At 47.6% G+C, this 25,318-nt stretch carries 28 protein-coding genes and 1 pseudogene; 13 read left to right on the top strand and 16 right to left on the bottom strand.

Annotated features, from left to right (window positions below; genetic code table 11):
• Positions 1–40 precede the first annotated feature (40 nt).
• Positions 41–1,537 (top strand): exopolyphosphatase, encoded by a 1,497-nt coding sequence (ppx, locus tag ACO6VG_RS06500; RefSeq protein WP_422136169.1) that lies wholly within the window; start codon positions 41–43, stop codon positions 1,535–1,537.
• Here ppx and ACO6VG_RS06495 read toward each other — a convergent pair.
• On the bottom strand, positions 1,523–3,367 hold the full coding sequence (locus tag ACO6VG_RS06495) for a Na/Pi cotransporter family protein (RefSeq protein ID WP_422136168.1): 1,845 nt from the start codon (positions 3,365–3,367) through the stop codon (positions 1,523–1,525). The genes ppx and ACO6VG_RS06495 overlap by 15 nt on opposite strands.
• Positions 3,368–3,632: 265 nt before the next feature.
• On the opposite strand from ACO6VG_RS06495, the gene ACO6VG_RS06490 reads away from it, so the two are divergent.
• On the top strand, positions 3,633–3,827 hold the full coding sequence (locus ACO6VG_RS06490; protein WP_422136167.1) for a hypothetical protein: 195 nt from the start codon (positions 3,633–3,635) through the stop codon (positions 3,825–3,827).
• Positions 3,828–3,908: 81 nt separating this feature from the next.
• On the opposite strand, the gene ACO6VG_RS06485 is transcribed toward ACO6VG_RS06490, so the two are convergent.
• On the bottom strand, positions 3,909–5,168 hold the full coding sequence (locus tag ACO6VG_RS06485; RefSeq protein ID WP_422410133.1) for an FAD-dependent monooxygenase: 1,260 nt from the start codon (positions 5,166–5,168) through the stop codon (positions 3,909–3,911).
• A 433-nt stretch (positions 5,169–5,601) separates the two neighbouring features.
• Between ACO6VG_RS06485 and ACO6VG_RS06480 the strand changes: the two genes are divergently transcribed.
• On the top strand, positions 5,602–6,861 hold the full coding sequence (locus tag ACO6VG_RS06480; protein ID WP_422410131.1) for a hypothetical protein: 1,260 nt from the start codon (positions 5,602–5,604) through the stop codon (positions 6,859–6,861).
• Here the strand turns inward: ACO6VG_RS06480 and ACO6VG_RS06475 are convergent.
• The gene (locus ACO6VG_RS06475; protein ID WP_422139439.1) at positions 6,858–7,136 is read right to left on the bottom strand and encodes a hypothetical protein; all 279 of its coding nucleotides are present in this window, start codon (positions 7,134–7,136) and stop codon (positions 6,858–6,860) included. The two genes, ACO6VG_RS06480 and ACO6VG_RS06475, sit on opposite strands and share 4 nt — an antisense overlap.
• A 573-nt stretch (positions 7,137–7,709) precedes the next feature.
• On the opposite strand from ACO6VG_RS06475, the gene ACO6VG_RS06470 reads away from it, so the two are divergent.
• Positions 7,710–9,497, top strand: a complete 1,788-nt coding sequence (locus ACO6VG_RS06470; protein ID WP_422473200.1) for a hypothetical protein — start codon at positions 7,710–7,712, stop codon at positions 9,495–9,497.
• A 148-nt stretch (positions 9,498–9,645) separates the two neighbouring features.
• On the opposite strand, the gene ACO6VG_RS06465 is transcribed toward ACO6VG_RS06470, so the two are convergent.
• A complete protein-coding gene (locus tag ACO6VG_RS06465; RefSeq protein ID WP_422136162.1) occupies positions 9,646–10,134 on the bottom strand; it encodes a DUF29 domain-containing protein in 489 nt (162 codons plus the stop codon).
• 52 nt (positions 10,135–10,186) lie between these two features.
• Here ACO6VG_RS06465 and ACO6VG_RS06460 point away from each other — a divergent pair, with 52 nt between their 5' ends.
• The gene (locus ACO6VG_RS06460; protein ID WP_422136161.1) at positions 10,187–10,318 is read left to right on the top strand and encodes a hypothetical protein; all 132 of its coding nucleotides are present in this window, start codon (positions 10,187–10,189) and stop codon (positions 10,316–10,318) included.
• Between the two features lie 256 nt (positions 10,319–10,574).
• Complete coding sequence (locus ACO6VG_RS06455; protein WP_422136160.1) at positions 10,575–10,736, top strand: hypothetical protein; 162 nt, start codon at positions 10,575–10,577, stop codon at positions 10,734–10,736.
• A 101-nt stretch (positions 10,737–10,837) separates the two neighbouring features.
• Here the strand turns inward: ACO6VG_RS06455 and ACO6VG_RS06450 are convergent, their stop codons facing one another.
• Both ACO6VG_RS06450 and ACO6VG_RS06445 read right to left on the bottom strand, forming a co-directional pair.
• On the bottom strand, positions 10,838–11,326 hold the full coding sequence (locus tag ACO6VG_RS06450) for a DUF29 domain-containing protein (protein WP_422473198.1): 489 nt from the start codon (positions 11,324–11,326) through the stop codon (positions 10,838–10,840).
• On the bottom strand, positions 11,319–11,816 hold the full coding sequence (locus tag ACO6VG_RS06445; protein WP_422136158.1) for a DUF29 domain-containing protein: 498 nt from the start codon (positions 11,814–11,816) through the stop codon (positions 11,319–11,321). Before ACO6VG_RS06445 ends, ACO6VG_RS06450 begins: the two co-directional genes overlap by 8 nt.
• Before the next feature lie 52 nt (positions 11,817–11,868).
• Here ACO6VG_RS06445 and ACO6VG_RS06440 point away from each other — a divergent pair, with 52 nt between their 5' ends.
• From ACO6VG_RS06440 to ACO6VG_RS06430, 3 genes are all read left to right on the top strand, one after another.
• Positions 11,869–12,057: a hypothetical protein gene (locus ACO6VG_RS06440; RefSeq protein WP_422136157.1), complete on the top strand. Its 189-nt coding sequence runs from the start codon at positions 11,869–11,871 to the stop codon at positions 12,055–12,057.
• A 20-nt stretch (positions 12,058–12,077) separates the two neighbouring features.
• Complete coding sequence (murI, locus tag ACO6VG_RS06435) at positions 12,078–12,899, top strand: glutamate racemase (protein WP_422473196.1); 822 nt, start codon at positions 12,078–12,080, stop codon at positions 12,897–12,899.
• Between the two features lie 177 nt (positions 12,900–13,076).
• Positions 13,077–14,465: a hypothetical protein gene (locus ACO6VG_RS06430; RefSeq protein ID WP_422473194.1), complete on the top strand. Its 1,389-nt coding sequence runs from the start codon at positions 13,077–13,079 to the stop codon at positions 14,463–14,465.
• Positions 14,466–14,538: 73 nt separating this feature from the next.
• Here the strand turns inward: ACO6VG_RS06430 and ACO6VG_RS06425 are convergent.
• Positions 14,539–14,649: pseudogene (locus ACO6VG_RS06425) on the bottom strand (IS701 family transposase); the annotation flags it as partial.
• A gap of 33 nt (positions 14,650–14,682) precedes the next feature.
• Between ACO6VG_RS06425 and ACO6VG_RS06420 the strand changes: the two are divergent.
• Positions 14,683–15,114: a hypothetical protein gene (locus ACO6VG_RS06420; RefSeq protein ID WP_422473192.1), complete on the top strand. Its 432-nt coding sequence runs from the start codon at positions 14,683–14,685 to the stop codon at positions 15,112–15,114.
• Positions 15,115–15,279: 165 nt separating this feature from the next.
• Here ACO6VG_RS06420 and uvrD read toward each other — a convergent pair whose 3' ends face one another.
• Entirely contained in the window at positions 15,280–17,433 is a 2,154-nt protein-coding gene (gene uvrD, locus ACO6VG_RS06415) for a DNA helicase II (RefSeq protein WP_422139434.1), read from the bottom strand.
• A 280-nt stretch (positions 17,434–17,713) separates the two neighbouring features.
• Here uvrD and ACO6VG_RS06410 point away from each other — a divergent pair, with 280 nt between their 5' ends.
• Both ACO6VG_RS06410 and znuA read left to right on the top strand, forming a co-directional pair.
• Positions 17,714–17,893: a hypothetical protein gene (locus tag ACO6VG_RS06410; protein WP_317144168.1), complete on the top strand. Its 180-nt coding sequence runs from the start codon at positions 17,714–17,716 to the stop codon at positions 17,891–17,893.
• A gap of 698 nt (positions 17,894–18,591) precedes the next feature.
• Complete coding sequence (gene znuA / locus ACO6VG_RS06405) at positions 18,592–19,563, top strand: zinc ABC transporter substrate-binding protein ZnuA (RefSeq protein ID WP_422136152.1); 972 nt, start codon at positions 18,592–18,594, stop codon at positions 19,561–19,563.
• Positions 19,564–19,631: 68 nt separating this feature from the next.
• On the opposite strand, the gene ACO6VG_RS06400 is transcribed toward znuA, so the two are convergent.
• The 5 genes from ACO6VG_RS06400 to ACO6VG_RS06380 all read right to left on the bottom strand — a co-directional run bounded on the left by ACO6VG_RS06400 (position 19,632) and on the right by ACO6VG_RS06380 (position 23,000).
• Positions 19,632–19,901 carry a hypothetical protein gene (locus ACO6VG_RS06400; protein ID WP_422136151.1) on the bottom strand — a complete coding sequence of 90 codons (270 nt, stop codon included), beginning with the start codon at positions 19,899–19,901 and terminating at the stop codon, positions 19,632–19,634.
• 136 nt (positions 19,902–20,037) lie between these two features.
• Complete coding sequence (locus ACO6VG_RS06395) at positions 20,038–21,687, bottom strand: hypothetical protein (protein ID WP_422473190.1); 1,650 nt, start codon at positions 21,685–21,687, stop codon at positions 20,038–20,040.
• Positions 21,688–21,719: 32 nt separating this feature from the next.
• Positions 21,720–22,307: an FGGY-family carbohydrate kinase gene (locus ACO6VG_RS06390; protein ID WP_422473188.1), complete on the bottom strand. Its 588-nt coding sequence runs from the start codon at positions 22,305–22,307 to the stop codon at positions 21,720–21,722.
• Positions 22,279–22,722 (bottom strand): FGGY family carbohydrate kinase, encoded by a 444-nt coding sequence (locus ACO6VG_RS06385; protein ID WP_422139430.1) that lies wholly within the window; start codon positions 22,720–22,722, stop codon positions 22,279–22,281. Before ACO6VG_RS06385 ends, ACO6VG_RS06390 begins: the two co-directional genes overlap by 29 nt.
• A complete protein-coding gene (locus tag ACO6VG_RS06380; RefSeq protein ID WP_422136147.1) occupies positions 22,719–23,000 on the bottom strand; it encodes an FGGY family carbohydrate kinase in 282 nt (93 codons plus the stop codon). The genes ACO6VG_RS06385 and ACO6VG_RS06380 overlap by 4 nt, the downstream gene beginning before the upstream one ends.
• 160 nt (positions 23,001–23,160) lie before the next feature.
• On the opposite strand from ACO6VG_RS06380, the gene def reads away from it, so the two are divergent.
• Positions 23,161–23,769 (top strand): peptide deformylase, encoded by a 609-nt coding sequence (gene def, locus ACO6VG_RS06375; RefSeq protein ID WP_422139429.1) that lies wholly within the window; start codon positions 23,161–23,163, stop codon positions 23,767–23,769.
• Between the two features lie 5 nt (positions 23,770–23,774).
• Here the strand turns inward: def and ACO6VG_RS06370 are convergent, their stop codons facing one another.
• From ACO6VG_RS06370 to ACO6VG_RS06360, 3 genes are read right to left on the bottom strand one after another with little or no spacing between them, the layout of a single operon-like run.
• The gene (locus tag ACO6VG_RS06370) at positions 23,775–24,116 is read right to left on the bottom strand and encodes a hypothetical protein (protein ID WP_422136145.1); all 342 of its coding nucleotides are present in this window, start codon (positions 24,114–24,116) and stop codon (positions 23,775–23,777) included.
• Positions 24,117–24,126: 10 nt separating this feature from the next.
• Positions 24,127–24,708, bottom strand: coding sequence for a hypothetical protein (locus ACO6VG_RS06365; RefSeq protein ID WP_422473186.1), 582 nt, complete (start codon positions 24,706–24,708; stop codon positions 24,127–24,129).
• Positions 24,698–25,312, bottom strand: a complete 615-nt coding sequence (locus ACO6VG_RS06360) for an NUDIX domain-containing protein (RefSeq protein WP_422139427.1) — start codon at positions 25,310–25,312, stop codon at positions 24,698–24,700. The genes ACO6VG_RS06365 and ACO6VG_RS06360 overlap by 11 nt, the downstream gene beginning before the upstream one ends.
• Positions 25,313–25,318: the final 6 nt, after the last annotated feature.

Raw genomic sequence — 25,318 nt, 5'->3', positions numbered from 1 at the left:
AACCGGACTGATTGCTGCGGGAGTGTCGAAGAAGAACATTATGACAGACCAGGGTCGTATTGAGTCCAACAGCCAGCCTCTCGTGGCAGCTATTGATCTGGGTTCCAACAGTTTTCACATGATTGTCGCCAGAGTGGAACAGGGGGAAATCAGGCCAATTGAACGACTTGGAGAAAAAGTACAGTTGGCTGCCGGTCTGAGTGAGGATGATTGTCTTTCTGAGCAGGCCATGAAAAGAGGACTGAATTGCCTGGCACAGTTTGCCCAGTATATGTCCGGAAGGCACTTTCAGGCACTTAGGGTCGTTGGCACCAATGCCCTTAGAAAAGCGAAGAACAGCAGCGATTTTGTCGAAAAAGCTGAAAAAATCCTCAATCATCCTGTTGAAATTATTGCCGGTCGGGAAGAGGCCCGTCTGATCTATTTGGGCGTAGCCCAGACTCAATCAGACGACAATGATCGTAGAGTTGTGGTCGATATTGGTGGTGGCAGCACCGAGCTGATTGTAGGTGAGCGCTTCGAACCCAGACTGCTCGAGAGTCTTCATATGGGTTGTGTTGCCTATACCGACCGGTTTTTTCCCGGCGCAGAGCTGTCCCCCGAGCGCTTTCAGTCGGCTTATTATGCGGCGCGCCTGGAACTCCTGAATATTGAACAAGCCTACAAAAATCTTGGTTGGGTGGATGCGGTGGGCTCCTCTGGCTCTATTCGGGCAGTGAGTTCGATTCTCTCAGCCATGGGCCATGGTGAAATTATTACCCATGAAAAAATGGACATGCTCAAAAGTCAGGTTCTGGAATTCAGTCACACTGGCAGAGTCCGTTTCCCTGGCCTGAAACCGGATCGGCAGGCTATCTTCCCTGCCGGGCTGGCCATTTTGATGGCCTGTTTTGACGCTTTCGAGATAGAAAGGATGCAATACTCAGAGGGTGCTCTTCGGGAGGGCGTTCTTTACGACATGCTGGGTCGGGACCATCATGAGGATGTCAGGGGCCGGACCCTGTCGGCATTGATGAAACGCTATCATGTTGACCTGACCAATGCAGAAGGGATTAACCGTTACTCACAGGCCTGTTTTGATCAGGTCAGAAAGAGCTGGGGACTGGTGGCTTCTGATCGGGAGTTATTGAACTGGGCTTCACTGGTGTGCGAGGTAGGCCTGGATATTTCACATGCACAATACAACCGTCATGGCGCTTATCTGATCCAGCACTCGGATCTGATGGGGTTCAATAAAGAGCAGCAGAGAAAGCTGGCTCTGCTGGTGCATGGGCATCGCAGAGCCATTCCGAAAGGCTTGCTTGAACATTCAGACAGCAACCTGCTGTTAAAGCTGACTGTGCTCCTGCGTCTGGGGATTGTGCTCAATCATATACGGGACGGGGCTTTCTCCCATTATGATTTAAAAGCGGGTCACCGTACTCTGAATGTTAGCTTTGAATCAGGTTGGTTAGGAGATCACCCCCTGACAGCAGCCGACTTTGAACGAGAAAAAATGTATCTGAATAAGGTCGGCTTCAAATTAACTGTGAACTGATGGATCGGGGGGCTGTTCGGAAGACATATCAAATTCCTGATACTCTTCCCTGTCCCTTGTGAGCATGATGACGGCACCGTCAATCAGGTTTGTGCAGGCATCGTGAACATGAGCGCTGTCGTTCAATAGTGAGCTTGCAATAAATGGGTCGACCTGTCCGGAGCGAATCAGTTCATTCAGAGTCTCGTTGGTTTGCCCGTCTCTTTCCCTGAGTTCTTTCTTCAGTTGTTCCGCATGTTCACGGATATGGCTGTAACTGCGACGAACGCCCAAAATGTCAACCAGCTTGAGAACGGAAGCCAGACAGAGCCTCAATTGATTGTACTGTTCCCGAATCTGCTCATTTTCCGACTGGGTGTATTTGCCCATGTTCTTGTAAATATGCTTGACGTGCTTGATGGCCTGAACAAAATCACGACAGGCCACTTTCAGGGCAAACAGCTCCTGAGCTTGCTGCCTGGGGAGTTTACCTTCCAGGGCACCAGAATACTGGACAATATCCGCATAGATACCCTTTATGTGGCGAATATAAAGTTCCTTGATCGTCCAGGGCTGGTCATCCCTGCGCCAGCTCTGAACCAACTCTTCGAGGTTGTCAGACTCACGAAGCTTTTCACCGCTGAGATAAATGCCATAACAGATCAACTCAAGAGTATTGCGATAGAGATGTCCACACTCCTTGGTAATGGCTCTCAATGCGGTATCGGGATAACTGAGAGTGACCGGGTTCAGGTAAATAGCTCTTTCAACCTTCAAAGATTCATCCCCCGCAAGATTTAATGGAACCTGCGGAGTGCTCTCGGTAAAGAGCATCTGTAGCCAATGCACCATTTTATTGAGGAAGGGCAAAAGGGTCACGATACCAATGATGTTGAACAGGCTATGAAAGATGGCCAGCTTCAAGGTGTAATTATTCGCGGCAATACCATAAACAGAAGCCAGATAGTCCACTGCGCCCATCAGAGGTTTGAGAGCAGCAATAGCAATGGTGGCCGTGACGACATTAAAAGCAAGGTGGGCAACAGCCAGCCTTTTACCTTCTGCGTTGGCACTGATGGCTCCAAGGATGGCCGTAATCGTGGTGCCAATATTTGAGCCGATGGCCAGGGCCAGGGCATTCTCATAGCTGAGCTGACCTGCAGCAAGAGCCGAGAATGTCAAAACCATTGTTGCGTTGGTTGACTGCATAATGATGGTGGCCAGCATACCTAACCCGGTATACACCAGCACCCCCGAAAAGCCCTGCATGGCAAATTCAGCCAGGTCAATGGAGCTTTTGAAGGCATCAAAGCCCACCTTCATGAAGTGGATACCGAGGAACAGAAAGCCTATACCAAGAAGGATGTAACCTAATCCATTAATATTCTTGTACTTGTTGGATTTCAGGAGCACTCCTATCACTAAAAGGGGCATGGCATAGGTTGACAATTTAACCTTCAAGCCAAAAACAGCTACCAGCCAGGCACCGGCTGTACTGCCAAGATTTGCACCAAAAATAATCCCGATTCCTGCCGTCAGGCCTATCAGTCCGGCACTGAGAAAGGAAATGACGATAACCGAAACCAAAGAGCTGGATTGCAAAAAAGCGGTGGAAATCACACCAAAGGACAGGCTTTTCCAGACCTTATCGGTAGTCTTCTTGAGCAGAGCTTCAAGAAGCCCTCCGGTATAGACCTTAAAGCCCTGCTCCAGATAAACCATGCCAAACAAAAAAATAGCAACACCAGCCGCTATCTCACGAAATTCGGGGCTGACCCAGAAACCATAGATCAGCATTACAATGATAGAAGGTAAAAAAAGTCGGCTTAACATGCCTGATTGAAAGCTCATAAACATTCCGAACGCTGACTTCATTACCGTCCTTATCGGCGCTTTGGTTCGGACTTTTCAATTAATTTATCTGTAGCAAAACTGTCACTAAAGAGTCAGGACTAGGGCCCGATAATATGGGTTCCCGAGATTCTAATGCCTGATCAGCAGTATGGAATAGCCTCGCGGGTAAAGATGACAGAGATGAGAAACATTCAAAGAGCTGTGACGGCAAGTTTCATAACAGGGAACTTCGTTCAGATGGTTGAGTAACAAGGTTAGGAAGATGGCCGGAAATCTGATAGTTAAAGATCGAATCACCTGCGAGCAGGGGCGATTATATCAATGCCTGCGAAATGGTCGGATCAAGGTACTGATGGACACTGGTGAGGTCAGAGAGTACTTTGCTAAAGATCTGGTGGCTACACTGGCCTCCAGTCCGGCGGCAGAGCTCTCCAAAAGACGTTGTCTGAAGCAGTGACATAATGGACTAAAGTGCACTAATAAATGAAGGCCTGTTTTTTCAGGCCTTTTTTCTGACACTTCCTACCCTGTCAAAAATTTACGACGATTTTGCTAATTCAGCCTGTCGCCCGGAAATGCCCATGGCGTATTTCATGACTTCCTTCACGGCAGGCTTTGATTTAGCGGCAAGACTCAATGCAACGTTTCTCAAAACCTTCAGGGGCAAACTGTTGTTGCTGAAAGCAAGGTAGAAAGCATCCATAGTACTCATCATCAATTGATTGTCTCTGCGACGAGCTTTTTCGTAACGCGATAGCACTTTCTGGCTACCCAGTGACTCACCCGCTTGAAAGGCATCAGTCAGTACCTCTGCCAGCCAGGCAACATCCTGAAAGCCCAGATTGACCCCCTGACCCGCAAGAGGGTTGATGGTATGTGCGGCATCGCCTGCCAGCACTACTCCATTAGTGAAATAGTTCATGGCATGACGACGGGCCAGCGGGAACGAGCCTCTCCCGTGCAGCTTAAGCAACGGTGGTAACTCTTTGGGAAAAGTCGATGACAGCTCTTCCAGAAAGTCAGTGTCCGAAAGTTTCATGAGTTTCTGGACATTCTCAGGCAAGTTATACCAGACAATAGACGCATAACTTTTGCTGTCGATATCGGGCAGTGGCAGAAAGGCTTCCGGTCCGGTAGGCGTGAAAGCCTGCCAGGTAATGTCCTGCAAGCCGCCTTCAATCTCTACAGTAGCCACCAGACACTGTTGCTCATATTCACGAGTGTCAAGACGAATATTGGCTTGCTCCCTGACTCTGGACTGGGCACCGTCAGCCCCGATAAGCAGATCCGCTTTAAATACACTTCCATCCTGCAGCATGATTTCAGGCTTTTCACCCTTTAGATTCATACTTTCAATAGTTGCCGGGGCGAACAAGGATACCGACTCTACATCTTTGAGCCTTTTTAAAAGACCCAGCTGAGTGATGCGATTCTCGACAATAAAACCCAGCTGGTCGTGCCTGATATCTGCTGCGTTGAATACGGTTTGATTAGGACGCTTATCCGTTTCACTGCCGAGCGGAAAGTGCAATTTCTCCCATACAGCCATGCGTCGGTATGGGCACATTCTCATGGTTTGCAGGTATGGCCAGACTCCCAGGTTTTTCAGAATCTGCTCTGATGCATAGCTCAGTGCCGACACTCTCAGGTCCGGCAACTGATCAGGTTTGAATGCTGACGGTAAGGCCCGGTCAAAAACTGCAATACGAATACCTTTGAGACCCAGAGCACAAGCAATTGCGGCACCCACCATACCTGCGCCAACCACCAGTACATCGTAGTTTTCTGATTTCACCATAGCCTCACTTCCCATTAACCCAATCTGTGCAGATAACCGGCCCATATGACCACAGGGCCGCTGAATGCTCAACTACCCGAATCAGGAAGGATGTCGCAGCATCTAACAAATAAAAACCAATTTTCTTGCATATCAATCAACTACTGCTAAATAAATTGTCATCATAAATAAAATTTATTAAGTGAGTATTCAAATGCAGTATCGGTTTCTTCCGATAGTCCCATTCCTTGTGTCATTTTACAGTGAAGCAGGACAATGGCCTAACTTAGCCCAGTATTCAACTTCTTATTATTACAACCAACCCAAAATAATAATGGACCGGAATCTTCCACATTTACTTCAATTGTCGGAAGCTCCCAAAGTACCATGGACCGATGAATTATTTTATCATCCCGAAACACCCCCCCTGAGTGGAACAAAAACACTTTTTCAATTGAACATTGCTACAGCTGGTGCTTCCTGTGTTGAGATTTCTGAAGCCGATGGCGGTGTTTTCGTCAGTGCATTTAAAGACGCAGAAGGAACTTCCAAAACAACACCTGCATTAGAGCAGGTCTATCTGAATCAACTGGATATTCTCAGACTGAACAGAATCAGTCTTATTTTTGACTCTCAGGTCAACACCATGAAATTTTCTTTTCATGGAAAAACCTTCATTATTTCCGAATTCAGCGATTCTGAAATTTTCGAACCCTATCACTCATACCTGGTCCCGGCTATCTTGTTAATGCCCGAAGTCCTGCAACTGGTTGTCAATCTGGTCCAGCACCTGAATGAACACCCTTATGGTATAGAGGGAGAAGAAGCTTTCCCCGGGGGAATGCTCGAACAGGCTGACGAGAATGAGTATTTCATTTTTCCCGACATGACTCTGTTTCCCACTCAGCCCAACACAGGCTTCTGCAGGGGCAGCAGTCACTGTGTTCCCCTGAGTCAATATGCCTGGCTGGTCTATTCAGGGCATGGGAAAGCAGCCATTATCAGTGATCCTTATTCCTCCGATGAGCCTATGGATGGAAAAAAAGGAAAAAGAGGTAATGGCGATAGAGGGAAAAAAACGGTCTATAGACCAGCACCTGCCGGATTGACTAACTTCCGGGTCGGTAATGTCCGAAATGGATACGTCGGGCTTGGCTCAGGCGGTGAAGAAAATGATCCACCTGAAAGAGCAACAGATTATTCCAGAACACCTCCAGAAGACAGAAACGAATTTGAAGATGACGAAACCTCTTTCCTACTACCTGAAGATGATGAAGCTGACGAGCGAGATGCTCAATCAAGGTCTGACCTGGAAAGGTCTACAATTGCCAGACTGAATCGTAATGCATCAAAAGACAGACGCATCGAGACTGTCCAGATAGAAAAATTCGCAAATTTCAGAGGCCGTTTTTATCGTATAAATCATGGTAAAAGAAGCTGGAAGAAGCTGACGAATGACCAAAGCGTTCAATTCGATGACTCAAAGGAAGCGTCCCAGAAACCATCCACACCACCACCTGAAGCACCTGCAACTTCTGATCAGGAATCAGCTGAAACAGAGACAACAGTCGTGCCTCCTGACACAGCTCCATTGCTGGTAGCGAAGGATGAAGAAGAGCCCGTAGTCAGTTCTGGCCCTTCAAAAAACAGAGAGCTGCGCAAAGGTATGTCATCCAAAGAAAGGAGGTTACTCATCAACATTGATGAGATTTAGACATCAGACTCGCTGTCATTTTGATACTCGTCTTTGTCTTTTTGACGGGCCCGACGCTCAGAAAGTTTTCGGGCCCCACGCTTCTTATTGCGTTTTTTTGAAGCTTTTCGGGATCGCAGATTTCGGGCAGAGTTGAGCCCCCGCTCCTTTTGAGGGACTTTAGGCTGATACTCATCGCCACCCTGTTGAGAACCTTCACCCTGATCGCCTGAGCTTTTGTTTGGGTTTTCACCATAGTCCAGTGCAGTCGAAGTAGAAGACGGATTGATTTTCATCAGTTGCGCTTCCTTGCTGACCTATTGAATGAGTGTATCCTGAAAAATATTTACCTCCAAGCGTAATCAGCTAAATCGTCACAAACCTTGAAAGCAGTTCTGCCAAATGGCTGGAAGACAAATAAAAAACAATTTTTTTGCATATCGATCAACTACTGCTAAAAATAACCTTTGCATAAATAATGTTGATTAATTACCTGGCCAGTTGGTTTCGCATATTCTGGCGAGTGGATTTTTTCATCCTTCAAGGCGCAACGACGGGCGCGTAGCCATAGCTACGCAACCAGAGTTGGAACGCAGAAGGATGGAAAAAGCCGCCGTCCAGAATATGCGAAACCAACTGGTTAGGTACTAAAGTGGAGTATACAAATGCAGTATCGGTTGCTTCCGATAGTCCCTCTCCTTGTGTCATTTTACAGTGAAGCAGGACAATGGTCTGACCTGGTCCATCATTCGATTTCTTATAACTACCAACCCAAAACAACGGACTTATATCTATCACCTATAGAAGTATTGGGACTTCCTGAATCACAATGGACTGATAATTTGTTTTATCAACCCGAAGCGTCCCCTTTGAGTAAAACAAAAACATTTCTTCAATTAAATGTTGCCACTGCCGGTTCCTCCTCTATTGAGGTTTCTGAACCTGATGAAGGTGTTTTCGTCACTGCATTTAAAACCGCAGAAAGAACTTCCAAAACAACATCTGCATTAGAGCAGGACTATCTGAATCATCTGGATATTCTCAGACTGAACAAGATAAGGCTGGTGTTTGATTCTCAGTTCAACACCATGAGATTTTCTTTTCATGGAAAAACGTTCATTATTTCTGAATTCAGCGATTCTGAGATATCCGAACCCTATCACTCATTCCTGGTCCCGGCTATCTTATTAATGCCGGAAGTTCTTCAACTGATTATCAACCTGATCCAGCACCTGAATGAACATCCTGACGGCTTGGAAGGAAAAGAAGCTTTCCCTGGGGGAGTGCTGAAACAGGCTGAAGTAAATGAGTATTTTATTTTTCCCGACATGACTCTTTTTCCCACTTATCCCAACACAAGCTTCTGCAAAGGCAGCAGTCACTGTGTTCCCCTGAGTCAATATGCCTGGCTGGTCTATTCAGGACATGGTAAAGCGGCCATTATCAGCGATCCTTATTCCTCCGAAGAGCCTATGGATGCAGATAATGGAAAAGAAGGTGAGGGAGGTGAAGTGAAAAAGCCTGCCGATGCACCTCTTGCTTCCGGGTCCACTGACTCTCGGGCAGGTAATATCGGCAGTGGTGGAGGTATTGGGGCTGGCTCAGGCGGTGAAGACAATGACCCACCGGAAAGAGCAACCGATTATTCCCGAACTCCTCCAGAAGACAGAAACGAGTCTGATTATGTTTATATCTCTTTAATGAATGACATCTCTTTGCTTTTAGCCAAGGTTAGTGAAGTCTACGAGCGACAAGGCTGGACCTTCTCTGACAGGGAAAAGGCTACAGCAATTTATGCATCTGAAGGCGTAACATTTAGTGCATTTTCTTTTAGTGCACATTCTGGAGAAGAGATTCCGAAAGATATGCCACAGGAAGAACTCGAGAAGCTGCGATACGCTTTAGTGCTCGCCCAGGATGCTATTGGTGATAAATTTAAAGTTATAGGCATAAGACATCTTATACAGAAGCTGGAAAACCTCATTGGCAAATCCGATGATTCAGGGGAAGCTTCGCCAGAAGCACCTGTCACTTCTGCTCAGGGATCTTCTGAAACAGAAACAACCGTCACCACTCCTGACACGGACGCCGGGGCTACAAGTGGTGCAGGTGGTGGCTACCGTCACTGGATGTTCCTGAAAAATTATGGCACGCTGTACGGTCGCGGTTATATTTTTGAAGACGTAAAGATGCAGCCAGATGATTCCCACACCAGCATGTCAGATGGCTCAGGGAAAGCTTCGCCAGAAGCACCTGTCCCTTCTGCTCAGGGATCTTCTGAAACAGAAACAACCGTCACCTCTCCTAACACAGACGCCGGGGCTACAAGTGATGCAAGTGGTGGCTACCGTCACTGGATGTTCCTGAAATCTTATGGCGAGCTTTACGGCGTCGGTTATATTTTAAAAGACGCAAAGATGCAGCCAGATGATTCCCACACCAGCATGTCGGATGGCTCAGCTAAAGCTTCGCCAGGAGCACCTGTCCCTTCTGCTCAGAGATCTTCTGAAACAGAAACAACTGTCACAGATTTTGACACGGCCTCCTTGCTGACGAACGATCAAGAACAGTCCGTCGTCGATCCGGACTCTGCAGACAGAAGAACACACCCGGAAGCTAGTCTAGACACAGGATTGGACTTAGTTGATCAGCATTAGTGATTTGCATGACTTGTAACGGATACTTTGGCAAGGAGAGCTGATTATGTGTTTTGGAGGCAGTGGCGGTTCAGCAGAGTGCCCGGAACCAGGGTGGGTTCTTTGGCACCATTTGGACGGTGGCGGGGATTGGGGCTGCTGAGCTGTTTTAGTCGTCGGGCAGCCATCCCATTTGTGTAACCTGCTCATAGCTCCATGGGCATTGGTCGGGAAAGCTTTTTTTGTTCAGCCGTTTGCTATTGATCCTGATATAGCGGTTTAGTTCTTCAATGGCGTATCGTTTAGCCTTCGGATAGGCTTTTTCGAGTGATTCGTCAAAACGGTTGCTCAGGTGGGGATATTCTTCGACGTGCAGCTCAATCTGTTTTCTAGGGTTGCTGATACTGGGCATCCATGACTGAATAACCTTGTCTTCCACCCAAGGGTCTTTCAAAATCCGCTTCTGGTAGTCGTATTTCAGCAAGTGAACCAGCAATATCACCAAGTGAGAGCGTAATTCTTTAACCTCATCGCCCATACGTCGTTCCATCGCCTCCAGAAGATTGTCAATGTCGAGCTGGTCAAACTGTCGCTGAGCCAGTAACTCCCGTTGCTTGCTGAGCCATTGGGTGTAATCGGTTTTGTATAGGTTTTCCATAAAATACCTCCATTGCCCCTCCAATGTAGGCAATTAACAGAAGGGAATCAAAATGAATTACCAAAGCACAGACGCCTTTGCCGGTGGCTTTGCCCGTGGTTTTGGGCTGGTCAATTCGGCCATTGATGCCAGGGAGAATCGTCAGTATCGAAAACAAATGATGGGGATGCAGAAAGATTTATAACGGCTACTCTGGCAAGGAGAACTGATTATGTGTTGTCAACTGGCCGGGTATGGTGCCGGGCTGACAGGAGCACAGAAACAGGCCCGCTAGCAGCCTGTCGGACTTAAGACTGTCCTACTGCGGTTGCAATAAATTGGTCTAAAAATCTCTGTTTCTTCGTCAAATAGCTCGCTATTCTCCTCAGAAACAGAGATTTTTATCCTCAATTTCTTGCAATCCTCGCTACGGACGCTTAAGTCCGACAGGCTGCTAGCGCATGAGGTCACTGAGCCGGAACGGTGCCCGGATTGTCGCCGCCAATACCGTGCGGGAAGGGGCAGCACAACGTCAGGACAGTCTGAGGACAGGCTTGATGAATCTTGTCAGAAGCGCACAGGGTCAGGGTTTGCAGGGGATTAACTCGGCAGCCGCATTGTAAAGCCAGCGCAACCAGGCGGCGGTTCAGCAGAGTGCCCGGAACCAGGGTGGGTTCTCTGGCGCTATTGGGTCGGTGGCGGGGATTGGGGCTGCTGCGCTGTTTTAGTCGCCGGGGAGCCAGTTTTTTTTGGTGGCTTGCTCAAAAGACCATGGGCATTCCTTGGGGAAACTGTTTTTGTTCAGGCGTTTGCTCTTGATCTTGATGTATCTATTCAATTCGTCAATAGCATCCCGTTTAGCCTTCGGGTAAACATTGGCCATTATCTCTTCAGCATTTGGCTGAAGACACGGGTTTTCCTCAACGTGGAGCTCAATTTCCCTTCTCGGATTGTTGATACTGGGTATCCAAGTGTAGAGAACTTTGTCTTCAACCCAAGGGTCTTTAAGAATCCGCTTCTGGTAGTCGTATTTCAGCAAGTGAACCAGCAATACCACCAAGTGGGCGCGTAATTCTTTAACCTCATCTCCCATACGTCGTTCCATCGCCTCCAACAAATTGTCGATGTCGAGCTGGTCAAATTGTCGTTTGGCCAGTAGTTCGCGTTGCTGACCTAGCCATGCGGTGTAGTCGGTTTTGTATAGGTTACTCATGGTCAGCCTCCGGCAGCCAGTCTTCTGTCATGATCTGCTCAAAGGTCCACGGGCATTGGTCTGGGAAGCTGCTTCTATCAAGTTTCTGGCTTTCACTACGAGCGTGTTGATTCATCTCCTTAACTGCAAGCTTTTTAGCATCTTGATAAACGTCGGTTATCAGCTCGTCAGCCTTGGATTCAAGACAGTGGTCACCCTTTAAATGGCGATTGATCTGAACTCTTGATTGCCCAATACTAGTGACCCATAAATGGGCTACCATACTTTCCACCCAAGGGTCTTTTAACACTCGTTTCTGATAATCGTACTTGAGTAGATGCAGCAACAAGATAGTTAAATGAGAGTCAAAAGCCCTGATACTGTTGCCCATCTCGTACTCCATCGCCTCCAGAAGATTGTCTATGTCGAGCTGGTCAAATTGCCGCTGAGCCAGTAACTCCCGTTGCTTGCTGAGCCATTGGGTGTAATCGGTTTTGTATAGGTTTTCCATAAAATACCTCCATTGCCCTACCACTGTAGGCAAATAACAGAAGGGAATCAAAATGAATTACCAAAGCACAGATGCCTTTGCCGGGGGCTCTGCCCGTGGTTTTGGGCTGGTCAATTCGGCCATTGATGCCAAGGAGAACCCTCAGTATCGAAAACAAATGATGGGGATGCAGAAACTAAGTTTAAGCAACTATTTTCAAAGAGAAACAAAGGCTCTAGTCTATGCTGTTTATTTTCATTGAACCGGTACCTCTGTCATCTTATGCAACAGAAGCCTATCGTCATTTTTGACTCCGGAGTCGGAGGTCTCAGCATCTACCAGAAAGTCAGGGAGAAACTGCCGTCTCTGTCCGTGATTTACTGCTCTGACAGTGAAGGTTTTCCCTATGGCCCAAAGTCTGAAAATGATGTGGTTGACCGAACTCTTCATTGTCTGTCACGGCTGGTTAATAACTTTCAACCCTCCCTGGCCATCATCGCCTGCAATACAGCCAGCACTATTGCTTTGCCCAGGGCCCGCCAGCTGCTCGAAATTCCTGTTGTTGGCGTTGTGCCAGCCATCAAACCTGCCAGCCAGTCTTCAAAAAAACGCTGCATTGGCCTTCTGGCCACGCCGGGAACCGTTGAAAGAGAATATACCAGTCAGCTGATCCATGAGTTCGCAGGAGACTGTGAGGTGATTCGGGTAGGCAGTAGTGAACTGGTGCACCTTGCTGAACAACATCTGCGCGGTGAAAAAATAAACCCTGATGATCTGAAAAAGATTATTGAACCGCTGTTCAATGGCACTAACTGGCCAGACTGTATCGTTTTGGGTTGCACCCATTTTCCATTGGTTCAGGAACTTCTGGATTCTGTCGTACCCGCCCCCGTTACCTGGATTGATTCCGGTGAAGCTATCGCCCGCAGAGTGGCCTCTTTGCTGGAGGTGCATTATTCCCATCATGAAGGGCCTGTTGAACATTGCTTCCTTTATACGGGCTCAGACAAATCGGTCACGTCATTGCTACCCGCTCTGGAAGCCATGAATTTTTCGGAAATAACCTGTCTGGACTGCCTGATCGGGATTACCCCGTCAGGCTGACAATCAAAGTTCTCAGGAATGTTGTAATACTCAGCGGCATGCATCAAAGGATACATGGGTCTGTTTTGCCTGCCTGCTGTGATCCGGATTCTCGTCTACGCTCAATGCCATGATTTCATTATCTGTCAAAAACCAATCAGCAGTTTTCAATCCATTTGATACCTGAAAGGCGATGTTATGTTTATTCAAAAATTAAGATATTCAAATTACAGTCTGGTGTTGATGCTCATCATGCTGCCACTTGTTTCACCTTATGCCCGTTCTTCTCCATATTTAAACTCTAATTCCTGGCTACAATCTCTGGCAACCATGTTTGTTCTCCACTCCGCTATTAACCGTCCTGATAATCAAAATAGCGGCTTTGCAGATGCCAAAAATCTTAAAACTTGCGAAGGTAGCTGTCAGTTTGAGCCACAGTTGCATGAATATTTTAAAGGCACAGTTGTTCTTTTTGTCAGGATTGATCATGGCCCTTGCCCGACAGGGAATTTTGATGAAAAAGAGGAGATTTGGTTTGGGCTCTGGAATCGTCAATATAAGTGGGTCGATTTTTCTATGATGAAGTTAGAAAATCATACATTGGATACAGAAAAAGGTTACGAAGGACGGTTTTCTTATTCTTACAAAGGAGATGCGGCAGGCGCTAATCTGAAAATCTTTTTTAAGGATGTACAGCCAGAAGAGGCCGGATTTTATGGCGCACGCATCCGTTATGACTCCTTCCCACCAGTTATATTCAGATGCGATCTTGAACTAAGACACATTCATCATGGGCCAGTGAATCCAAACATTGCTGTTCTTCAGGGCAATGAAGCCAGATTCCAATATAGATTCAATCCCACTGTTGATAATGAGATACCATCACTGGATTCGGTTCGCTTTGGCCCCCAGCAAAAAAATGGCAGTATCGAAACCTACCTTTATTGGCAGAAAGACAAGGTAGAAAGTATTTCCTATCAAAATGCCGAAAGACAAGTACCGATGAATTTTTCCAGTCCGGGAAACACATCGCTGAGTTTTTCCAATCTGAGAAATATTTCACTGGATCTTTCCAATCTTGGGAACTATACCTTCACTGTGACTATGCACGGAGTCAATGTAACTGATACTGGTCGTTATCTTTGTGATATAGAAGTGACACGTTCTCTAAAAACTTTCCACACGCTAACCACAGACCTGGTTGTCAAAGCAAATCTCTCCGACCCTGAGGTGATAGAAGCATCCACCCAAAGCCCATTTTCGCAAACACATACTTTCTATCCCGGAGATACCAGAACCCAAAAAGCAGATCTTGCCAATAGACTCAACTCGCCCATCGCTATACATCAAGAACTGCCTCAACAGGAGTGTCTTTATCCCAACCCCGACTGGAAAAAATTATCACGAGATTACAGCAAGGGAATAGAGACAGGAATCGCCGTTGGAATCCCCGTGGGGTTCGTTTTAACTACTATAGCTGCTGGTATTATCTATTATGTTCGCAATTTGCGAAAAAACCATAACCATCATCTTATTGAGGGCGAGTTTATTCCTAATTATGATGTAATTATCCTTGACACTAAATGATCATTAAGACTTGTAAAAGTCTCCTCAGTTACTGATGAATCAAACTACACAGTTGACAGTTCTCTTGACTGCCTCTGTTTGTAAAGACCTTGCGGTATAGCAGAATGGGGAAATCCACACCTGCTATACACGCTTGTGTAGATCTATTTTCTGAAAAATCAACAGTATCTATACGTTGTGAACGGGTTAGAATCACTAACCAACTGGCCAGGTACTTATGAACAAAATTTTAACCCTATTCATGCTGCTATTCACTGCAATAACTTATGCAGAATGGATAAAAGTAAACCCGGGCAAATACTCTGACTATTATCATATGCAATATGAACTGAAGTCTGGCGAGTACAGGGTTAACAAGCACTATGGTTTTAACCAGGGTGGTCAATTTGAAATATTGGTGCCCAAAAAATACTTTCCTATACCTGCACCAAACTGCAAAAAAAATATCATTATACGAATGCCAGCTTCAGAGAATGAAGGGCGAAAACGAGCACTGTACGATAAGCTGCTGGCGGCAGAGTCAGTAGTAGTCACATTGGAACTTAACCCTTATGTCAATGTCACCAACGAATCGCCATTAGAATTGGAGTTACAGTACTGTAACGTGTTTTTCAGACAAAAGTGGGGGGATTACTACGACGCACTGTGAATCACGCTACAAAATCAATTGCGGCACTCCTCACCTGAATTAAGGCTGTCGCAAAGCTCTCGTTTCCATGCAGGGACCCACAGGGTCTGAAAACTTGGGAACCAGGGTTTTGCGACACCCTCTTTAGACGGGGGAAGATCCAGGTCGCTGACCAGATGCTTATACCTACAACGGACTCAGGTTAGCGTAAGCCATCATCAACCATTTTGAACCTTCCGAATCAAAGTTGACCTGAACCCGGGCCTGGCCGCCTTCACCCTCATAATTCAGGACCACCCCTTCACCAAAGACATCATGATGAACACGCTGGCCTAAAGCCAATCCATGGTCAGATGTTTGAACAGAAACCGGACGAGTAATTGATCCACCCAGACGCACTTCCTGCAGCAGCTCGCCGGGAATTTCCCGAATAAAGCGGGAAGGGCGATTCATGGTGTCACTCCCGTAGAGTCTGCGATTCTCTGCATAGGTAAGATAGAGCTTTTCCATAGCCCGGGTAATCCCGACGTAACAGAGTCGTCTTTCTTCTTCCAGGTTACCTTCTTCCAGAGACATCTTATGGGGGAACAGACCTTCTTCCAGACCGGCAAGAAAAACCAGCGGAAACTCCAAACCCTTAGCTGAATGAAGGGTCATCATCTGAACGCTGTCTGTAAATGGGTCAGCTTGATTGTCTCCGGCTTCCAGAGCCGCGTGGGCCAGAAATGCTGCCAGCGGAGACATGGGCTCTGTCTCTTCATCCTGATCGAAGTCTTCAATATCAAATTCGCTGCAGGCGGTGACCAGTTCCTCCAGGTTTTCTACCCTGGCACGACCTTTTTCCCCTTTCTCTTTCTCATGATGATCAATCAAACCAGAGACGGATATTACATGGTCGGCCAACTCCCCCAGATTCAGCTCATCACCTGAAGCACTCAGGCTTTCTATCAAGTCAACAAATTCACCCAGAGAACGACCGGCTTTGCCACCAATGGCACTGGCGGCAACAACAGTTTTGACGGCACCCCATAAACTCAGGCCCTGTGAACGGGCTGTTTCACGGAGTTTTTCAACGGTTTTTTCACCAATACCACGAGTAGGAATATTGATAACCCTTTCGAGGGAAGTGTCGTCATCAGGTGAGCTGACCAGTCTCAGATAGGCCAGAGCATTCTTGATTTCCGCCCGTTCAAAAAACCGCTGACCACCATAAATTCGGTAGGGAATGGAAGCCCTGAGCATGGCTTCTTCGAGAATACGGGACTGGGCATTAGAGCGATAAAGTATCGCTATACCACTGCGAGCCATGCCCTGTTCAGAAGCCTCACGAATACGATCGGTGATAAATCGGGCTTCATCCATTTCGTTAAAACCGGCATAAAGCTGGATGGGCTCTCCTTCATAACCGCTGGTCCAGAGCTCTTTACCCAGCCTGTCCGGGTTATTGGCAATCACTGCATTGGCTGCACGCAGGATGTTACTGGTAGAGCGATAATTTTGCTCAAGACGAATGGTTTGGGCTTTCGGAAAGTCTTTTGAGAATTGTCGTATGTTTTCAATACGGGCACCACGCCAGCCATAGATCGACTGATCGTCATCACCGACGATCATCATTTTGTCCTGATCACCGGTCAAGATCCTCAACCAGGCATACTGAATGGCGTTAGTATCTTGAAATTCGTCCACTAGCAGGTAACGGAATCGCTCTTGATAGTGCTGAAGAATATCCGGTCTTTTCAGCCAGAGCTCATGTGAACGTAGCAGCAGCTCACCAAAATCAACAACACCTGTTTGGTTGCAATAGTCATGATAAGCCCGGTAAACATCCAGCATGGTTCTTTCAAAAGGATCATAACCCGGATCGATATAGTCAGGTCTGAGCCCTTCATCTTTCTTGCTGTTGATGTACCATTGGGCCTGACGGGGAGGCCACTTCTGTTCATCAAGGTTCATGGCCTTCATCAGACGTTTGATCACCCTCAGCTGATCATCGCTGTCGAGTATCTGAAAGTTCTCAGGCAAGCCTGCATCCTTAAAGTGAGCCCTCAACAACCGGTGAGCCAGCCCGTGGAAAGTTCCAACCCACATGCCACGAGGTGGAATCCCGAGCAGTTCTTCGATACGGCTTCGCATCTCTGCCGCTGCCTTGTTGGTAAAAGTCACTGCCATAATGGAGTAGGGCGACATGCCTTCAGCCTGAATCAGCCAGGCAATACGATGCACCAGTACCCGGGTTTTACCACTGCCAGCTCCTGCCAGAACCAGCAGTGAACCCGGAGGACTTGTGACCGCCTGTCGCTGGGCATCGTTCAGGGAGTCAATGATAGGGGTTACGTCCATAGACAGCATTCTTTCCAGCTAGATAAAAACCATGCAGTCCGGCTGCTCAATGCGCAACCAGAGCCGTTAAGGAATTGTACAAGGTTTTAGCAACATCGTCGTAAACTCTCGTTTGGACGAAGGTTTAAGACAATTCTGCTAAAAATCACTACCGTGAGAAATATCTCACACACTTTGTCGTATTTTTCTCTTGTTCTTCTCAAACATTTTTCATAATTTCGTAACTGTCAGAAAGCATCATAAAAACAATAAAAATCAAAAAGAACAAAGAGGTGCCGCCATGGCTAACAAAGATATACAGCTTAAGAAAGATTATCTTCAGGAAGAAGAAATTGTTCGAGACGATTTACCTAATAAAGGTTCAAAGCGCGCACTGCAGATTCGAAGGGCCCTGGAAGACAGAAAAGAAACCAAAAAACTCAGCTCGTTCTTCGGCGACAGCTACTGGGGTGATGTTTGACCATTCATTTTTTCAGCCCCTTATCAAGGGGCTGAGATTTTGCTGACCATTCCAGATTTTACTTTCCCACCGCTTTCCCTCATACGATCCTTATATCATCCGACTCTGTGACACTCCCCGCCTTGTCAGGCGAGGCTTCTGACTTCACAGGCTACAGCCAGCCTATAGCGACTGGACTTACACAGAAGCCTCCATCAGCAGTAACCGGGTGCCCCTCGGTTATTATTGGTCTTTTGTTTGATTTGCCGCAGCCTTAACGGGTCACTCAGGTATGGGCTCGTCTGGTTCTTCAAGGGCGGTTGGGCAGTTGTCTCTGCCTTCCCGTCTTATATCCCCGCCCGATTGAGGGTGTCGCAAAAGGTCAATTAAAACGCTTCAAGCTTCAAACCGTCATCTCCGCGAAGGCGGAGATCCACTGTTCGTGGTGGGTTCCCGCCTGCGCGGGAACGACGATCTTGATATATCCTGCTGACCATACCCTTTTGCGACACCCTCGATTGGGCGAGGGTTTATGACGATTTTGCTAACCGCCGAGTATTCAGTAGCTGTTCGCAATCCTATTGCCGGCGACAGTCAGACAACAAACCAATTTGTTAGAAAAACTCGAGCATTCACTCTCAGAATCGTTATAATATAACGTTTATTTTTGATACCGATACAGTTGTCTAACTATGATTTTCTCAAGAAAACCAAAGATAATGCTCTGGCTGTCTGGCCTTTTACTCCCTCTGACCTTGTCGGCCTGGAGCAAAGAACCACCCAAAGTACTGACTTCTATTAAGCCTTTGCAGCTGATTGCGGCTTCCATCACCGAAGGTGTTACTTCTGCTGACGTGTTACTTCCTGCTGGTGCTTCTCCCCACAGTTACAGCCTGAAGCCTTCAGACGCCAGAAAGCTTTATGAAGCCGATTTTGTTTTCTGGGTCGGACCCGATATGGAAGTCTTTCTGGATAAAACCCTGTCAGGTTCAATAAAAGCGACCTCCGTGCCTTTAATGCAGGAAAGTGAGTTAAAGCTTCTGAAAATTAATGAAGGCGAAGAAGAGAACCATGATAATCATGGTGGAGAAAACCACGATGATCATGCCGGAGAAGATCATGATGATCATGAGAACCATGATGACCATGCCGGGGAAAGCCATCATCACCACGGCGAGTATGACGTCCACATCTGGCTAAGCCCCGATAACGCCATAGCGATAGCCAAAACTCTGTCAGAGAAGCTGAGTGAGCTGGACCCTGGGCATAAAAAGCAATACACGGATAATTACAACGCATTCAAAAAAGCGGTACAGGCAGCAGATAAGCGCAACATCAGCAAACTGACTGACTACCATAATCAGCCCATGTTCGTTTTCCATGATGCTTATGGTTACCTTCAGAAGCATTACGAGCTGAATATTGTCGATCATTTCACTGCAAACCCGGAACAGCAGCCGGGTGCGAAACATCTGACTCATCTGCAAGAGAAGCTTAAAAAAGCCGGTAATAGCTGCGTTTTCCGTGAACCGCAGTTCCAGCCTGCTTATATTGACAGGATCATTGAAGACACCAACGCCCATGTTGCTGTGCTCGACCCTCTGGCCACAGATGTCGCTGTCGGCCCTGATGGTTATATCGAGTTTATGGACAGTTTGACCAACACCATCGTCAGCTGCCTGAAGCAGTAATTACAATTTAACAAGAGCCCCGTTAAAAAGAGCCCCGTGAACCTGCAATTGACAGGTGATCGGGGTATTTACTGAAGCCTGAGCCCCATAAAACTGCCACCAAGAAACGCGGCTACTGCCAGAAAAGGCAGCAGGGAAGCCAGCAGGGTTACCCACATTTTCAACTTTGAACGCTCCAGACGCAGATTCCATCGTTCTTCCGAAAAGGTCTGGTCATCATCCAGCTCTGTGGATAACCCGCAGCTTGAACAGGTCACCTGCCACATTTCAGTGTCCCCAACCATCATGCTGGCCAACTCTGCTTCGCCCAGACAACAGGGACACTTTTCCAGTTTCATAACGCCTCCTTGCATTTATGCACACATCAATGACAGTTTTTTCCACACCTTTTAACAGGTTATCCACAGATAAAACCTTTATTCAAGGATTATCTTATTCATTAGCTGGCCCTAATGTCACACCTCTGCCAGAGTTTCAAATGGCAATATCGCCAGCTAAATGAACACGTATGTTTTGAGTCAGGGCTTGTGTGGCAAATGCCTGAATCACTTGTTTCAGATTTTCTTGCGGCACATAGGCAATAGAAATATGATTGCTCTGGTGACCCGCCATCAGGTCGTCACGACCCACTCCGTCCAGTACACAGTTCATCAAAGGCCACTCTTTGCAGGTTGCATTAAGACGACGCTGAAACTCTTCCTGAGGCAGTTCGAAGGCCGTACCGGTACCGATATGCATGTGAACGTCTGTACCCTCATAGTGCGCTCGAGCCCACACAAACCTGCCTGCTTTACTCTGGCCGCTCAGCGTAGAGCCGCCTAAGGGGAAGTACATGGCAGGCTGTCGGTGACCGATAGCACCGCCGATTCCCCCCTTGATGTGTTCGAAAGGTACAGAGCCGGAAATTTCGAAATCCCAATAAAATGTACCTTCAAACTCACTGCCCCAGCGAATATCGTGCAGCGTTGTCTCCGATGGCAGACCCAGACTGTCGAGCAGGCGAAACAGCATGGTTTGTGGAATAGCGGTCCCCATGTCTACCTCGTTAATGCAGGGAATGGGCTTGCCTTCGGAAATCACGTCTCCATTGTCGTCTTTAATCGGAAAGCGGGCGGTTGAGCCGATGGCACCTTCTGCAAAGTCCGAGGCAGCACAACTGTCTTTCAAACCCTGTTGATACTGAACCCCAACGCTTGTCAGGCCAAAGCGTTTGGTCGCACGAGCCATGGCAATCATCATGGCGCACTGCTCTTTTACCTGCTCGCGGGTCAGCTCGGTGGCAGCATCGCTACCAAATTTGAAGGCCATACCGCGATCGATATACCATTGCAAACACTCCTCACGCAGCTCTTCTGAAACAAGACTCATGTCGTGCAAAAGCGCGGACTGGGATAATGCCTCAATGGGCATTCCAATCCTGACGAGGCATTCCTGTGGGAATACGCCGTTCATCATGCCCATGCAGAACATGTCGTAAAGTCCCATAATTTCCTTGTTTTCGAGAATGTATTCTCCCACCTGCTGACCTATTTTACCGGCTTCAGTGCCAGTCACAGGGTGCTCTCTGGTGATCTCTTTCAGGTAGGAGGTATCGTGTTCAATCTGTCCGCTTTCCAGCCAGGCTTGCAGACCCATGTAAAAGAAATCATCATCAAAGTTTTCGGACCACAGGCGGCTGTAATCTTTGCCAAGACTGGTCAGGGTGCCAGCCATGCACAATGCACCCACCAGACCGGGCCATGTGCCATCGAAGTTAGCCAGCAGCAGGATAGGGCCCCTGTGATGAACCAGGGAGGGTGCTATGTGATGCGAGTATTGCCACGCGGTCATCAGCACAATTACCGGGGCCTCAGGACTAATGGAGGCGAGAACATCAGAGCCTTCACGCTGGTTGCTGATAAACCCGTGTCCCTGATCCTCTTTTACGGGATGAGCACGACGGGCACTGAAATCAAACTTCTCTTTCAAGGCCGCCTCCAGTTTTCTCTCAAAAGACTGCTGAACATCCCAGCATGTCTGATTCGCAGTATCCCTGAGATCGCCATTTGCAATAACAAAGACTTCTTTATCTTGCAGGGCAACAGGTTGTCTTTTCTCAGGCAGGGTCAGGGTTAAAGCAGTCACAATTTAAACCTCCTTAGGCCGTGTTTGTCTGATTAAAATTCACCCATAATGTTTTTGTACTTCATCTGGTCTTCGAACATTTCTTGAAAAACCTTGTACTTGGCATCATGAAAAGCCCGGGTTGATGTTTGGGGTTTGATGACCTTGCCTGTGGATGACATAGCGGACATGGCATCCTTTAACCCGGCAAAATCACCGCAGGCCGTTGCCGCCAGCATGGCAGAACCAAGGATCACCGCTTCGTCCTCTTTACTCAGGATGATTTCGCAACTCGTTGCATTAGCGTGCTCACGAAGCCACAAGGGATTTTTTGTGACTCCGCCACACATATGTATGCGATTTATTTGATGCCCGGCATTGTTCATTGTCGCAATGATATGACGTGTGCCGTAGGACACTGATTGAATAGCAGCCATGTAAATTTTAGCCAGTTCGGCCAGGTCCTCATTTAATGACAAGCCTGAAACCATGCCTTTTAAATAAGGGTTAGCCCGAGGTGAACGGTTGCCATGATGGTAGCCCAGCAGATGGAAATGGGCGGTAAAATGGGGATTTTCAGACTCAAGGCGGGCCACCTCTTGGTTCAGAATCTCATATGTACTGCGCTTTTGCTGCTTCATCAGTCAGCTGTCCAGCAGGCGAACCGGGATCAATGATTGTCTGACCGATTTTTTCATCGACAATCAGGTCTTCCAGATCCAGCTGCTGAAACAGAGAGGTATCCCAACGTTGGTCGTGGGCAAGATAAGTCCATTTGCACACCTTGGTACAAGTGCTCCGAAGGTCCTTGCCACTGGAGCGGTAAACCAGGTAATCCGACAGGTCGAAAAAACGTGCAGTGCGTTCATAATGCTTCGGCAGGTGACGTTTTAACCATTTCAGTTTAGGCAGTCCCATTTCGGGGCTGACTTCGCCACCGACAAACTTCAGAACCTCACTGTTGGTGGCATTGATTTCGGCTGCCTCGGTTAATGCCCGGTGATCCATCCACATGATGATATTCTGATCATCCCGTTCTGTGGGCGAAACGGTCACAGGGTTATTATTTGCATCAACAGAGACCAGGGAACAGGTTGCGTCAAACCCGATGCCTTTACCTGTTCCGGATTGATAGCTGAATCCTTCAAAACGGTGCTTACAACCTTGCAGACCTGTTCCCAGATATCAGACGACGATTGTTCAACAAAGTCTGCGGCAGGGCGAAACTGCCTGATTGGACTGACGGCCAGGGCAATTTTCTCTCCCTTTGCATTGAACAATCCCGCCCGGGCACTGCCAGAGCCGACATCGACGCCTATGTAGAAATGTTGCATAAATTGTTGTCAGAGAACCCTTGCAGATGACTTTGGGGATGATGAATGTTTGGCGCGTATATAGGTTCCTGACATAGACACACAGCTCCTCGGGCTATTTTGCTGCATCAATATTAGGCTATAAAACAGACAGCGTATTTTTATTACGGAATCTATTGTGATGAGACTGAATCAAGATCCAAATGTATTACTCATGGGCCACCCTCTGCTGTTTCAGGAACAACCCCAGGTCGACGTCAGAGAAATAACTTCAGATGACTTTCAGCACAACCTTGAGATTCTCAAGCAGAAGCAATTAAGTACCCTTGGAGTGGGACTTGCCGCTCCCCAGATAGGTTGGCCCGCCCGTGTTCTCAGTGTTGGTATTTCAGAACTTAACCGGTTCAGATATCCACAGGCTCCGGACATCCCTTTTGCATTCTGGATCAATCCACAAATCACCGATTTCAGTAAAAATACCTGCTGGACCTGGGAAGGCTGCCTTTCAGTTCCGGGCATGAGAGCCTGGATTGAGCGCCCTGAAAGCATCACAGTGGTTGGATATAACGAACACGGAGAGCGGCATGAAAGCAACCTTTCAGGTTTTACTGCCAGGATAATGCAGCATGAACTGGATCACCTTAACGGGAAGCTTTTCCCTGTGAGGGTGGAAGATAAAAGTCTGATAATTCCCAATCAGTCGATTGAGTATCAGGAAGAATGGGCAGAAGGCTGGCCAACAGAAAATGCCCGCAAGACGACGCGCGGCCAGATTTCTAATAGGCGCTGATAAAACTAGAAGATCTCATCGTCGCCATCAATCAGATGGGTCGTATCATCCTGATCACGTAACTCTTCACGATACCGGCGTCGGTTCAGTAGTTTATTCTGTACCGGATCTGGCAGCTCGGTAAACTGAATGATCTGCTTATCAATGAGCAGGTCAATCAAATCTTCAAGTACCCGGATAAAGTCGGCATCCGCCGCCTGCATGACCTTGCCACCGATGGTCGGGTTTCGTTGCAGGAAGTTATGGACGGCTTCATCTTCCAGATTGACGATTTCCCAATCGTCAGTCAGCGGCTGGTCAGCAACCGCCTGAATTTCACCTTTCTCGTCTTTGAGTGCGTATAGCATCCTGCTGCTCCTAAATACGCCGGTTGATAGGTAAAGACTGAAGCAAATCGGATATCAAACCCCGGCTGATATCAAACAGATCGTCACCCTGCAAGCCTTCACTGGCACCGTTTATATCCCAGATTACCTCACCACTGCGGATATCAATAACCGTCAGTCCCATAGAAACATTGGGCCTGCCGCTGTCATCGTAGTACCACTCGAAAATCTCACCGGCAATTGCAAAGCTGATATCATTTTGCATAGCCCACTGTTTGCCATTCTGATAGCGATGAGCCGCTTCCAGCGATTTTGAGGCAGTCGTCACTTCTGACTCAGGATACAAGCGGGCTTCTTCAATACCCCGTGAAGGCAAATTAACCATCAGTATTCTTTCTACCTGAGTAGTGATACTGGAGGCTTCGCTGTGATTGATAAAAGGCAGGACGGCCCAATTAGCGGTACCTGGCAGACCTTCACGATACAGACCTGAGGAAGCGGCCGTACCGCCCAGACCACCCGAGTTATTAAAACCTGTGTACTGACAGCCTGTCAGAGCCAGCACTGCAGTTAGAATCAGTATTAAAAATCCGGGCCTGGCTTCATTGAACATAATCTTTAAGTTCTCCATGGTTCAACCTTAACCATTGCAGGGCAACGATAGCCGGAGCGTTGGAAATACGACCATCTTCAACCATCTGCCAGGCTTCTTCTTCTGCCAACACATGCACTCTGATATCTTCGCCTTCTTCCGGCAGTCCGTAAACCCCACCTGCCGATGAGGCATCAACAATGCCGCAATAGAGCATGAAACGTTCATTGGTTGCGCCGGGGCTGACGTAAAAATTGGATACCGGTAAAAGATGCTTCACTTCACAACCGGCTTCTTCTTTCACTTCACGAATGGCAACCGATTCCAGAGATTCACCCGGCTCGGATATGCCTGCAACAATTTCCAGCAACCAGGGGTCATCATGGCTCATCAGAGGGCCTATGCGAAACTGTTCGACCAGTACGACTTTTTCCAGAAAAGGGTCATAGAGAAGTACACCCACAGATGGCACTCGCAAAACCGCTTCCCGAACCAGTGTCTTACTCCACCCCCCCTGAAAAAGGGCATGCCTGACTTTATATCGGCATAGCTTCAGAAATCCAGACCAGACTCGCTCTTCACTTTCAACATGAGCGTCTTCGACTCCCAGACCAGATAATTTCATGGCACA

This window comes from Endozoicomonas sp. ALB032, from assembly GCF_049310125.1.
In the GTDB taxonomy this organism is placed as follows: Bacteria; Pseudomonadota; Gammaproteobacteria; order Pseudomonadales; family Endozoicomonadaceae; genus Endozoicomonas_A.
This window is presented reverse-complemented; position numbering and strand designations above follow the sequence as displayed.